9 protein-coding genes are annotated in these 13,487 nt (G+C 50.1%); 7 read left to right on the top strand and 2 right to left on the bottom strand.

What is annotated here, in order from left to right; genetic code table 11:
- Positions 1-98: 98 nt before the first annotated feature.
- Positions 99-677, bottom strand: a complete 579-nt coding sequence (locus F0L74_RS27835) for an eCIS core domain-containing protein (protein ID WP_213087094.1) — start codon at positions 675-677, stop codon at positions 99-101.
- Positions 678-873: 196 nt separating this feature from the next.
- On the opposite strand from F0L74_RS27835, the gene F0L74_RS27830 reads away from it, so the two are divergent.
- Together F0L74_RS27830 and F0L74_RS27825 are read left to right on the top strand one after the other, a co-directional pair.
- Complete coding sequence (locus F0L74_RS27830; protein ID WP_149841170.1) at positions 874-1,266, top strand: hypothetical protein; 393 nt, start codon at positions 874-876, stop codon at positions 1,264-1,266.
- 269 nt (positions 1,267-1,535) lie between these two features.
- Positions 1,536-2,216 carry an immunoglobulin domain-containing protein gene (locus tag F0L74_RS27825; protein ID WP_149841169.1) on the top strand — a complete coding sequence of 227 codons (681 nt, stop codon included), beginning with the start codon at positions 1,536-1,538 and terminating at the stop codon, positions 2,214-2,216.
- A 156-nt stretch (positions 2,217-2,372) separates the two neighbouring features.
- On the opposite strand, the gene F0L74_RS27820 is transcribed toward F0L74_RS27825, so the two are convergent.
- The gene (locus F0L74_RS27820; RefSeq protein ID WP_149841168.1) at positions 2,373-4,829 is read right to left on the bottom strand and encodes an alpha/beta hydrolase-fold protein; all 2,457 of its coding nucleotides are present in this window, start codon (positions 4,827-4,829) and stop codon (positions 2,373-2,375) included.
- Positions 4,830-5,115: 286 nt separating this feature from the next.
- On the opposite strand from F0L74_RS27820, the gene F0L74_RS27815 reads away from it, so the two are divergent.
- From F0L74_RS27815 to F0L74_RS27795, 5 genes are all read left to right on the top strand, one after another.
- Positions 5,116-5,706 (top strand): RNA polymerase sigma factor, encoded by a 591-nt coding sequence (locus F0L74_RS27815; RefSeq protein ID WP_149841167.1) that lies wholly within the window; start codon positions 5,116-5,118, stop codon positions 5,704-5,706.
- 187 nt (positions 5,707-5,893) lie between these two features.
- Positions 5,894-6,910, top strand: coding sequence for a FecR family protein (locus tag F0L74_RS27810; RefSeq protein WP_149841166.1), 1,017 nt, complete (start codon positions 5,894-5,896; stop codon positions 6,908-6,910).
- A 503-nt stretch (positions 6,911-7,413) separates the two neighbouring features.
- Complete coding sequence (locus F0L74_RS27805; protein ID WP_149841165.1) at positions 7,414-11,079, top strand: SusC/RagA family TonB-linked outer membrane protein; 3,666 nt, start codon at positions 7,414-7,416, stop codon at positions 11,077-11,079.
- 10 nt (positions 11,080-11,089) lie between these two features.
- A complete protein-coding gene (locus F0L74_RS27800; RefSeq protein WP_306462954.1) occupies positions 11,090-12,541 on the top strand; it encodes a RagB/SusD family nutrient uptake outer membrane protein in 1,452 nt (483 codons plus the stop codon).
- A gap of 24 nt (positions 12,542-12,565) precedes the next feature.
- Positions 12,566-13,474, top strand: a complete 909-nt coding sequence (locus F0L74_RS27795) for a zinc-binding metallopeptidase (protein WP_149841164.1) — start codon at positions 12,566-12,568, stop codon at positions 13,472-13,474.
- Positions 13,475-13,487 lie beyond the last annotated feature (13 nt).

Raw genomic sequence — 13,487 nt, 5'->3', positions numbered from 1 at the left:
TATTACCTTCAGATCTATCGATAGGGGGATGTCTTCTTCTGAAAAACTCAGAAGAGCGAACGAAATGCTCAAGAACGCAAAACTAATGGATTAACCCCTTACCCCTGCACCGCCTTAGCACCCATTACATCCGCTTCATGCTCCAAACCCGGATCATCATTCACCGGCACACTCTCCTTTAACTGCGTAGTGGCCTGTACCCGTCCCTGGCGTTGCTGTACTACATGCCATGCCTCATGGGGAACATGTTTTTCCTGGCCGGGGCCTACATGGATATCATTTCCCTGGGCATAGGCCAGTGCGCTCAGCTGAGCTGGTTTATCGGAGTTGTAATGCACTTTCACATCAGACATATCCATGCCGGAAAGGTTTTCCATGCCGGATTTAAGCTTGTCCGGCATACCGGTGTTATTCTCCTTGCGCTGGATGGGGAACTTGCCTTGTACGGGCATTTTTTCCTCTTCGGGCATAGCGGCACGCTGAAGAATGAATTTACCTTGTGCGGGTTTCATCTCTTCCTCCGGGGTCATTAGCTGGGCAGGAGCGCCTTTTTCCAATTCCTCTTCCGGCCCTTTCATTTGCAGGGCGGGAGCCTGTAAGGAAGCGCCATAAGCGGAAACGCCGGTAGCGGCGGCGGATGAGCGGGATGAATTATCCTTTGAGGGAGTGGTATACATAATAGGGAATGTTTGCCGGTTATAAATGTAGTCATTTCCGGGGAATTTTTATAATGTGTTCCGGAATAGGTCTCCGAGTGTTAATTAACCCAAAAGTTGGTCCGCTGAGCGGCTGTGCCCGCCGTTATGGCATTGTCTTTGTTATACCAACCACGAGTATGAAACCAGACAACACTACCATCAAATCAATAACACTATGAAATCATTGCTATTACTGCCCATTCTGCTGATGAGCGTCTTTATCAGCGGTTGCACGAAGAACGAGTATGTGACGCCTAATCAGACTATTATTACGACCGTACGCGAAGGGGACTGGAAACACATTACTGACAATGGCACCTACGGCGTGACCATCTCCTTGCCGGAGCTCAATGACCAGGCAAATAGGGATTTTGGCGTAGTGGTGTCTATATCCGCAGATGGTAACACGTTCGAGGCCCTGCCGGAAGTATATGGAGGCTACACCTATACCTATACGCACGAGCCGGGATTTTTGACACTGGAGACCCAACGTGCAGATGGCACTCTTGGTAATCCGCCTCCAGGGGATATTACCGTGAAGATCGTATTGGTAGAGTCTCAGGAATAGACTGACTAACAACGTATAATACTGACATAATATATCAAACCGGGGCGGCCCTTTTTTCGGGCGGCCCCTTTTTTTATGCCTGATACCCCTACTTAAACTGGTGGTGTTGCGTATTTGAAAATTACTTACCTTCGTGATCCGTTTCGAGTTTGTGATAATGCCCGTTAGATTTCAACCGTCAAATAATCAAAATAACTAGGATAATAATTGAACCGGTAGAATGATTGTTACAACAAGATCATTTTAGCAACCCCTTTAACGAGTGATTTATGTTTAGGAAAATTCCACTATCACGCAGGAGTGTGCGTAGCACTACTTTGCTCCTTGCCAGCCTATGCCCTGTTTTAGCCACCGCTCAAGGCCCGCAACAGGCCCATGCCTTTGCCAATGATCCCTGGAAAACTGGCATTACCCTGCATATACAGTATGAGCAGGTAAGCATTTGCCAGGGAGACAGCGCCACCCTCAGCGCCACTACGAACATGCCATTTCCTGAAACTTTCTGGTATGATGCGCCCACCGGCGGTAAGCTGTTGCATATTGGCGGCAATTTTACCGTGAGCCCATCTGTAAGCACCGTGTATTATGCCGTGCCGGAAATGTTTAGCGATGAGGGAAAGCGCGACTCTGTTACCGTTACGGTTAGTCCCTGCCAGCACCGCCAGGTGATAGGGGAGGACTATAGTTTTATAACGGTACCGCACAATGCCGTAAAACTGCAACTGGACGCAGGTTCCGCACATGGCGAGCTGGTATTGAAAGGTAAAGAGTCCTGGACCGGCAGCCGGGTGACCGTGCAGGATCTCAGGGGCCGTGAAATGCAGCAACAGCTGCTCACGGATAACCGTTTCCGCCTCTCCGGCCAGTACCAGGATGGTAGCGTGTACATTGTAAGCGTTACCACGCAGGAAGGTAAAGTCCTGATTGGCAAAGTAAAACTGGAGCAATAATAACAAGCGGGGTACAAGACAAATTACGTCTTGTACCCCGCTTGTTATTAGTTATTTCCGGGCAGGTGTTGTTCCGGAATGAGTTTGTTGTCTTGGTTCGGAAATCGATTGCTAACCCACGAACTATATTTATTAACAATCCTGCCGCTCAATGATCTATTCCAACTCCCACTGGTTATTATAGAACCCCGCTGTCTTCATTGCACTGATATCTCCTTTTAGCAAGTCCGCCGTAAAGATCATATAATCCGGGAAACCGCTGCCGCCTGCAAAGTATTGATTGGCTTCTGCCGCATGCATGCCTAACAGGCCGGTGCCGCTGATCACGGCAATAGATGCTGTTTCACTGTCTTCACGCGGCCAGGTGAAATAAGCGGCGAGGGCATCGCCAGTATACTGTTGTTTGCCTGCCTGTATTTGGCCTTTGCTAACCTGTATGGGACAGTGTTGCAGCAGGGAAGCCCAGGCCTTGTTGCTGCCGGCGTGGCCGTATAATATAATGCCCCTGTCCGGGTAGGCAGCAGGTTTAAAGTCTTTGTCCGCCACCAGGTCTACCGCGCCATTGCCTCTGTAATACCAGGTTTCCGCATCATAACGGGCTTTGTTGAAGGCCCATTCGTTCTCCTCTTTAGTGCCGGTAGTACCATATACAAACACCATACGGTGGTTAAAGCCTTCTTTAAAGGTACCGTTACGTTGCGGGCCTTTTTCCTTTGCGGATGGCACTGCGCCAATAGCCCATTGGGAAGTATGATGCAGGTACACAATGGTATCTGTTGCTTTCCTGGTAAAGGAGAGCGGCGTTTCGTTATCCAGGGCAATGCTGAGCGCTTCGCCGGCGGGAAGGTCTGCTACATTGATAGCAAGCGTTTGTACGTTAGCGGTAGTACCGGTGATCGTATGCCGGTCAGCATTGCGGTGCAGCTGTATACGGCTGTATTCTAACGATTGCTGTTGTTGCAGGATATGCGCCCAGCGCATGCCGGAAGAGATAGCCGGGCTGGCGGTGGTAAAGTCAATATTATTATACAGACTGTCTGCGATGATGGTATGCCATTTCAGGAACTGGAACAGCGGCGGCCAGTCAACGCATTGGTTACCATACCAGTGCTCGCCGCCAGGGTATTCGTAATAGCTGTAGTCCGCATGAAAACCAGCCAGCACCTGTTTCATCTGACGGGCATAGTTTACAGATACAACTTTATCGCTATCGCCGTGCAGGATGTAGATGCCGGCCGCTTTATAGTTGTTGGCCAGTTTTATCACATTACTCTGGTTGCTGGCGCGCAGCAGGATCCTTTCCACATCATTTTTAGGGGAGTCTGGTATCAGGCCATCGGCAGAGCCATAGCCTAACAGGGTGGGGTATCCGGAGCAAGGCGCAACGGCTGCCCAGTTGCCGGGATAGGTAGCGCCCAGGAACCAGCTGCCATGACCGCCCATGGAATGGCCGGTGAGGTAGATCTTAGTGGGGTCCGGGGAAAAGGTTTGTTTGGCGATGTTAAGCACTTCCAGGGCATCCAGGCGGCCCCAGTCTTCCCAGTTAAAGCCGCGGGGGCGGCGGTTGGTGGGGGCTACCAGTACGCCCCAGTCTTTCTGCTGATAGGCGCGGGCCTGGTTAATGGCCTGTACCTCAGCGCCATGTACAGAAAAGAAGAGGGCAGGGGCGCCTTTGGGTGTGTTATCGTCTTTTACCTGGGGGGATACGCTGTAGTATTGTACGCTGCCGTCCATATCGCTGATAAAGGTGCTGCTGTAATGCTCGCCGGGATCTGCGACCTGCAGGGTGATGGTGTTTGTTGCGACGGTGAAAAGGCTTGTACGCAGATCTAGCGTACAGTTGATGGTCCTCTTTTTTGGTATATAACCAGCATTCAGTTTAAACGCTACTTTGCGGGTGCTCATAGCCGGTATTTCAGGTACTTCCATATAGGCCTTATCACTGGGGTCGCCGGTTATACCGGCAAGCAACGTATAATTTTTCAGCGCGCGGGAACTAGCATTTACGATCACTACGGCCCCCAGCAGGCTATCGTTCTTTTGACCGGTTATGATAAAAGGCAGGGTAGAATCTGCCGTACTGATATATACAGGTTTCTCCGGGAACAGCAGCTGCGCCTGTATGCCTTGTCCGCCAAAACTGCGGGCCGTGCGTACCAGGAACTGGTTAAGCCCTTTTTTGAGGGTGATAGGCGCATACATCCATCCATAGCGGTAAACATCACCGGCATGCGGTACGCCGTTCACATATACCATCTGGTGGCCGGAAATATTCAATACCGCCGTGGTTTCCTTTGGCGATTCATAGGTCAGGTAGAGATAGCCGTTATTGATCACACGGCCTTTGAACATGCCGGCGCTGTCTGCTTTGATAGCCTGCCAGTTATTGGTCTCGCCGGGTTTGAGGGCGGGCACGCTGCCGCCTTCAACGGGCGTGGGCATGGTACCGGTATACAGCTGCCAGGCCAGCGGATCGGTGAACAGCGCCTGGCGCCCATACTGGTGGGAGGGGCCGCTGATAAGGCCCTGGGTGAACTGGTACCGTTGCTGGGCAGGCAGCAGGCCACAGGTAAGGAGTAAGATCCATAGTAGTAGGGTTCGTCTGAGGTGCATAGTAAAAGCGCATTTAAGTGATAGGGATCAAAATAAAGCTTTGCCTTTGTAAACGGAAGTAATTTGGGGAAAGCGGTCATTTGGCGGGTTAAATACACAATTTTATTCCCCCAACTTTAGTGTTATCCCCTGAAAGGAACCACGTCTTTATCAACAAAAAGGACATTTGCAATAATTTTAATTTAAATTTTTGTTATAAAGTGATTAGAATTGTCACTATTTTATAGTGCAATAAGGGAACAATGCTTTGGGGGAAGCGGGACTGCTTTTACAACCAAATGCCGACATGAACACAATTGATGCAGTATTAGTAGAACGGCTACACGCAAATGAGGTGGCCGCATTTGATACCCTGTACTGGAAGTATCACGAAGTAGTTTACCGAAACATCCTGAAGCTGGTAAAAGACCCGGCGGTAGCAGAAGACATCCTCCAGGAGGTTTTCATAAAGCTCTGGGAGAAAAGACAGGATGTGAAGGCTTCTCAATCCGTTGCCGGCTGGCTGTTTGTGATCAGTTTTAACCTATCTGTGAATTACACCCGAAAGAAACTGCGCGAACAAACCCTGCACCAGAAGCTGGTGGCCCTGGATACCGATGACGGGCTTGCCCTGGACCGGAAGGCCGTCAAAGAGGTACAATATCACCTGCTGGAGCAGGCCATTGCGGAATTATCCCCGCAAAGGCGCCGGATTGTTACACTTTGCAAGCTGGAAGGTAAAACCTATGATGAGGTGGCCAGCGAGCTGAATATATCCCGAAACACCGTAAAAGAACATCTGTCTGCAGCCATGGTAAAACTCAACGATTACATCCAAAAGAATGCGGAGCATAAGTACATTGTCCTGTTCCTGTTGTTCCTGAACCACGACTGGTGATCCGGCAACCGGGATATAGGTAAGACGTGTGAATGTAGATAGAAAGTATTTTTTTAAAACAAAACACAGTACTGTAGCCATTCTTACCTTATAATTTATATGTGATAAAATAATATATATATTTTTTAGGGCAAACCGCCCCCCCTTTTTTCGTACTTCATTGTATTTAATTTAAACAACCGACAGCGTGCACAATAGGAAGGAATATCTCAGGCATTTATTACATACTACAGAGGAATGGACGATTGCTGAGAAGGAATGGATGCTGCAATACCTGGACGGAAATGATCTTTCAGAGCTGGAAGCCCTGGCCGCAGAGGAGTTTGACGCGGACCTGGCATCTGTGAAGCACACACTGGACAGGCAACTGTCTGAAAAGATCCTGGAGAAGATCCACCGGGATATGCCGGCACCGGAAACAGTTCCACCCCGGAAAACGGTACGGTTATATAACTGGCGGGCAGTGGCAGCAGCAGCGGCCATCATGTTGATGGCAGGGATCGGGTATCTGGCCTTTAACAGGCAGAGCATGAAGCAACAGGTGGTAGCAGCCACCAGCGAGCGCAAAACAGTAAAATTACCGGATGGATCACTGGTTTCACTGGAACCGGGTTCCACCCTGCAATATCCGCAGCGTTTTGGAAAGCAATCGCGCGAAGTGAGCCTGGATGGTGAAGCGTTCTTTGAAGTTGCCCATAATGAAAAGCAACCTTTTGTGATCCATTCGTCCCTGATCAATACCACCGTACTGGCCACCTCCTTTAATGTGGAGGCCCGTAATGCCAGAGAGGCCCGGGTAGTGGTAGTAAGCGGCCGTGTGCAGGTACAGGCTAAAAGCCAGACTGCCGGCCGGGAACAGGCGATGATCATTACCGCTAATAAGAGCGCCGTATACAGTACCTCCACAGATCAGCTGGAGATGCGGGATGCGGAGGATGACGCCCGTTTCTACGCCCAGAAGCGTATGGGTAAATTCATCTATAAAGGCGTGCCGTTGGAGAAGGTGGTGAGCGACCTGGAAAGATATTATAACGCCACCATTACCACCGATGTAAAGATCCAGGGCTGTGTATTTAACGGCGATTTTGATGCGGCAGATGACCTGGATAAAACGCTGACATTAATAGCGATCTCGTTAAACGCCAGTATACATAAGAACAGTTCCGCTAACAGCTACACGATAACCGGAGGCAGCTGTCAGTAACATAAAGACCAAAGTTGAAAACCAAGTTGAAAACCAAACTAATCGCAGTATGAGACATTATTCCCACTTTACACAACCGGGATAACAACCATCAAAAGCATCTAAGGTTAATCCAAACAGTAAAGACTAGTAATGCGTGCTTTGCCAAGAAAACCTATTTGCCTGGTTTATAAATAACCGGATAGGGCATCCTATGCCCCGTACAGTAGCATTGTGCATAATAAAGTAATACAGCATTTTAAGAGTCAACCAAACAGCAATCGATCATGATGGACCTTTGCCTATTACCGCCACCCGGATAGCCCGTTTAATTACAAGGTTAATTCTCCCGGAAAAAACTGCGCTGTAACTACAGCAGCTAAACTGTTGCCTGGTCTTGCCAAAGACCGGATCGGGCTTCCTATTTCCTAAACCGTACAAAGTATCCCTGCAAAAAATACGCAGGCATGCTAATGGGCATCCTATTGCCTGCTTGTATCAACCTAAATACACAAATCGTGAACATGCGCATCAAGAAGACGCTCTTTTTTAAACTATCAACCCTGTTGCTGCTGCTACTGTTAAGCATGATGGAAAGCCCGGCAGCGGCGGTGCTGAGCGCACAGAATGCGCTTGACAAAAAGATCACTATTGAACTCAAGGATGTGGTGCTGAAAGAAGCGCTGGAGAAGATAGCCGATCTGGCCGCTGTATCCTTTATCTATGTAAGTAACGAAGCGCTGGACGCCAACAAGGTGAATGTACATGCCCACGATGAAAAGGTAGGCGCATTGCTGGATAAGCTGCTCACGCCTTACTCCTTATCCTATTCCGTAGTGTATGACCGTATTGTGATCCGCAGGAATGAGAAGAAGCCTGCGCGCGCCGCTTCCATGCTTATCAAAACGGAAGTAGCGCCTATACAGCAGCGTATCATTGATGTAAAGGGCGTAGTCACTTCTCAAAAGAAAGAGCCGCTGATGGGTATCTCCATAGGTATCAAAGGCACTACCCGTGGCACGGTTACCAATGAGCGGGGAGAGTTTGAGCTAACGCGTGTGAATAATGATGCGGTACTGGTATTTAGCGGCACCGGTTTTACACGGCAGGAAATACGCCTGGATGCTTATAAAGGCGGGCTGCTCGCAGTGCAGCTGGCGGAGAAACCTACCCGCCTGAATGAAGTGGTGGTAACAGGTTTCCAGAATATAGATAAGAACAAGTTTTCCGGCGCGGCTACGCGTCTGAAGATGGAAGACGCCAAAACAGATGGTATTGTGGATGTGAGCCGTATGCTGGAAGGCCGGGTGGCCGGGGTGGCCATACAGAACGTATCCGGTACGTTTGGCGCCGCGCCTAAGGTGCGCATACGCGGCGCTACTTCCATTAATGGAGATAATAAGCCTTTGTGGGTAGTAGATGGCGTGGTGCTGGAAGATGTTGTGAACATATCCAATGACCAGTTATCCAGCGGTGATCCCACTACCTTGCTGGGCTCTGCTGTTGCCGGCCTTAATTCTAACGATATTGAAAGCTTCGACATCCTGAAGGATGCCGCCGCTACCGCTTTATACGGCGCCCGCGCCATGAACGGCGTGGTGGTGATCACCACCAAAAAAGGAAAGGTGGGCAAACCGGTGATCACTTATACCGGCAATTTCAGCACGCAGCTGAAGCCTACGTACAACAACTATAACATCATGAACTCCGCCCAGCAAATGTCTGTATTGGGCGAATTGCAGCGTAAAGGGATCCTGAACTCAGACATCCTTTCCCGTGGCGATATTGGCGTTTATGGCAAGATGTACGAAAGCCTGAATGGTGATGACTACGGCGATTTTCCGCTGCTGAACACACCGGAAGCGCGCAAGGCTTTCCTGCTGCGGTATGCCAATGCCAATACGGACTGGTTTGACCTGCTGTTCCGTAATAACTTCCTGCAGGAGCATTCCATCAGCATCTCCAGCGGTACAGATAAATCACAGTCGTATTTCTCCACCAGCTATTACAGTGATAACGGCTGGACCATTGGCGATAAAGTAACGCGTTACACGGTGAACTACCGTAATAACTATAAATTCAATGACCGCTTATCTGCCGGCTTTTCCACGCTTGGATCTGTACGGCAGCAGCGGGCGCCCGGCGCGTTAACGCGCGTGAGCAACCCGGTGGAAGGGCAGTATGACCGCGATTTTGACATTAATCCCTTCAGCTACTCCCTGAACACCAGCCGTACTTTAACCGCCTATGATGAACAGGGCGGTCTTGAGTATTTCAGGCGGAACTTTGCGCCGTTCAATATCATCAACGAGCTGCAGAACAATTACCTGAGCCTGAACATGATCGATCTGCGGTTGCAGGGTGATCTGTCGCTGAAGCTGAATGATCATCTGCGGTATGAGTTCGTAGGCGCGTTGCGGTATGTAAAATCATCCCGCGAGCACCAGATCACGGAGAACGCCAATATGGCCAATGCCTACCGGGCTAACTACAATTCCACCATCGAGGATAATAACAAGTTCCTGTACCGGGATCCGGATAACCCGGATGGCCGGCCGCTGGTGGTATTGCCTTACGGCGGTTTTTACAACCGTTCAGAAGATCAGCTGCTGAACTATGATTTCCGCAACAGCCTCAACTACTCCAATACGTTTGCCGGCAAACATAACCTGAATGTGCTGCTGGGCCAGCAGGTGAAATATGCGGACCGTCAGGCCGCCAACAATACCGGTTACGGTTACCAGTATGAGAACGGCGGCGTGCCATTCATAGACTACCGGATCCTTAAACAAACCATCGAAGGCAATTTTCCTTACTATGGCATGGGCCGTGACTATGACCGCTTTGCCGCTTTTTATGCCACGGCGACTTATGCCTATGATGGGAAATATAATTTGACCGGCACGGCCCGTTACGATGGCTCCAACCGTTTGGGGCAGTCACGTACGGCGCGCTGGTTACCTACTTGGAGCGTGGCAGGCTCATGGAATATAGACAGAGAGGCTTTTATGCAAAGGGTAAACGTGGTTGACTACCTGACGCTGAGGGCGAGTTACGGGCTAACCGCCAGTATGGGGCCTGCCACCAACTCCAATATCGTTTACCAGACCATCAATACCAACCGGCCCCACCTGAACGAGGTGGAGTCTGTGATCTCGTTAGCGCACCTGCAGAACGATGATCTGACATGGGAGAAATTATACACCACCAACCTGGGGCTGGATGCAGGGCTGTTTGACAGGCGGCTAACGCTGAACCTGGACCTGTACACCCGTAAAAGCTTTGATCTTATCAGCCGGATCAAAACCTCCGGTATAGGAGGCGAGATCTATAAGGCCGCCAACTATGCGGATATGAGCTCCAAAGGCGTGGAGCTGATGATAGGAGGGGAGATCATCCGCCGCAAGCAATGGGGCTGGCGTACCAATGTGACCTTTGGTTATAGCACCAACAAGATCACTAATGCCAGGAACACACCGGCCATCTTTGACCTGGTGGTAGCAGAAGGCGGCAATAAAGAAGGTTACCCGGTGCGTAGCCTGTTCTCTATCCAATACAAAGGGCTGGACCCGAATACCGGCGTGCCCACTTTTGTGAATGAACATGGCGATACCAAAACCGATGTTTACCTGCAGGATAATGAAACAAAATACCTGGTGTATGATGGCCCGGTAGACCCGCCGGTGACCGGTGGTTTCTCCAACACCTTCCACTACAAAGCCCTTTCGCTGAATGTGTTCTTCACTTACCAGTGGGGCAATAAGATCCGCCTGTACCCGGCCTTTAAAACGGGCTACACGGATTTTGACGCTATGCCCAGGGAGTTCTATGACCGCTGGATGATGCCCGGCGATCAGAAGACCACACAGGTGCCTTCTATTGTAGACGCATTTGAGGAAACGCTGTTCAACGGCGCGCATCCTTACAACAATTACAACTACTCTACGGAAAGGGTGGCCAAGGGCGATTTTATACGCTTAAAAACGGTATCGCTCACCTACCAGCTGCCGCAATCGCTGATCCAGCGGGCAGGGTTGAACAGTGTGTCCGTTACCGGCGCCGCCATCAATCCATGGCTGATCTATGCGGATAAAAAGCTGAAGGGACAGGACCCGGAATTCTTTAACTCCGGCGGGGTAGCGCAGCCTATCCAGAAACAATTCACGCTCTCATTAAAAGTAGGAATATAAAAAGGACAGTATGATGAAACACCGTATGATCTTATCTGTGGTTTTGGGTATGCTGGTCTTTACCGGTTGCAGGAAATACCTGGAGCAGGTACCGGACAGCACCTGGACAGATCTTAGCACACCTGAGAAGGTATCGCGGCTGCTGGGCACTGCCTATCCAAAATCCAGTTACATCACCTTCTGTGAGGCGATGTCAGATAATGTAGCCGACAAGGGGACCGGCGCAATAGAGCGGGTAAACCAGGACCCGTTCTTTTTCAATGATGTACAGAACGATAAGGAGGATTCTCCGGAGGCGTACTGGCATGCCTGTTATAAGGCCATTGCCGCCGCCAACCAGGCGCTGCAGGCCTGTGATAAGGCCGGTAATACAGCCGCTTACAGCAGGCAGCGGGGAGAAGCATTGGTAGCAAGGGCCTATGCCCATTTTATGCTGGTCAGCTTTTTCTCCAAATTCTATGACGCCGCTACTGCCGCCAGCGATCCGGGTATACCGTATGTAACGGAACCGGAGACCGTGGTATTCAAAAAATATGAGCGTAAGACGGTGGCCTATGTATATGAGATGATCGAGAAAGATTTGCTGGAAGGCTTGCCACTGATCAGCGATGATGCTTATGCAGTTCCACGTTATCACTTTAACCGGGCCGCCGCTTACGCTTTTGCTACCCGTTATTACCTGTTTAAAAAGGATTATACCAGGGTGCTGCAATACGCCAACCTGGTATTTCCCAATAATGATATCGCCACCAATATGCGGCCCTGGAATACGACGTACGCGCGTATGTCGCCGGCGCAGCTGTGGGATGTATACTCCCGCGCTTCGGAAAACGCTAACCTGCTGTTGTCAGAAACGGCTTCCATCTATGGCCGCTACCTGGGCAGATACCGGTACGGGCTGGATTATGCGCACGAGATAAACATACTCACCTTTAACGTTACCGGCGGGCGCTGGGTATACCCCGTGTACTACTATGGCAACCAGGATTATTTTGTACCCAAGCTCACGGAATACTTTGTAAAGGCCTCTGTAAATGCAGAGATAGGCGATCCCTATGTAATGACGCCGCTGTTCACCACAGAAGAGGTATTGTTTAACCGTGCAGAAGCCAATGTTTACCTGGGCAATACCAGCGCTGTGCTGCAGGACCTGAACCTGTTTGCCAGCAAACGTATCAACAACTACGCAGCCTCCCAGCATACGCTTACTACTGCTAAGATCCGCAGCTATTACGGCATTGATGATGTGAAGGGAGCCCTGATACAGACCATACTGGATTGTAAGCGGGCAGAGTTCATACAGGAAGGTATGCGCTGGTTTGATCTGCAACGCTACAAGCTGCCGGTGACCCATACTACCGTTACGGGGCAAACGATCGTGCTGACGCCGGATGATAAGCGCCGGGTATTGCAATTGCCGCAGTCTGTTATCTCATCCGGTATTGAACTGAACCCACGGTAATACACAAATTAAAAAATACGCAACATGAAACATATACAACTCCTGCTGCTCCTGTTTGCTGCCGCCTGGTTTACTTCCTGCTCCAAGGAAGATGACCTGGGGCCCATAGAGGACATTCCCGGCCTGGGCGGCGATTCCTGGGTACAGGGGCCGCTGGATAAATGGCTGTATGATACGCTTACCGCGCCGTACAACATTGCAGTAAAATATAAATGGGACCAGTTTGAATTTGAACTGAACAAAACGCTGGTGCCGGTAAAAGAAGAAAAAGTGATACCGGTGATGGACGCCATTAAAAAGGTATGGATCAATAATTATATCGCAGAAGCGGGGCTGACTTTCTTTAAGAAATACAGTCCCAAATTTTTCATCCTCTCCGGCAGCGCCAGCTGGAATGAAAACGGCACTATTACCCTGGGCACTGCAGAAGGCGGGCGTAAAGTGGTGCTGTACCTGCTGAATGATTTCCGCACTAAGGGCATGCCTGGTTATCAGCCCTCAGACTCCGTTACGGTGAAACAGATGTTTCATGTGATAGAGCATGAGTTTGGGCATATCCTGCACCAGACGGTGATGTATCCGCAGGAGTTTAAGCAGATCACCACGGGCTATTATACCGGTAACTGGAATAATATCTCTGACTACGCCGCGCACCAGGATGGTTTTGTAACGGCCTATGCCATGTCAGGCTATGACGATGATTTTGTGGAAATGATCTCCATGATGCTGGTAGAAGGCAAGGGCGGATTTGACGCCATTGTGAACAGCATACCTCCGGAGGGCAGTATCAATGGGGTAAGTCAGGCCGATGCACGGGCGCGCCTGCGTAAAAAAGAGGCCATGGTAGTAGACTATTTTAAGACCGTATGGAAAATAGATTTCTATCACCTGCAAGCTGCCACCAGGCACACTATTGAACAACTGTTGTATTAACGGTTCCCAACCA

Origin of the sequence: Chitinophaga agrisoli (assembly GCF_008386695.1) — a bacterium.
GTDB classification, from domain to species: Bacteria; Bacteroidota; Bacteroidia; order Chitinophagales; family Chitinophagaceae; genus Chitinophaga; species Chitinophaga agrisoli.
Note: the sequence above shows the minus strand (reverse complement) of the source record. Positions and strands in the feature narration are given on the sequence as shown.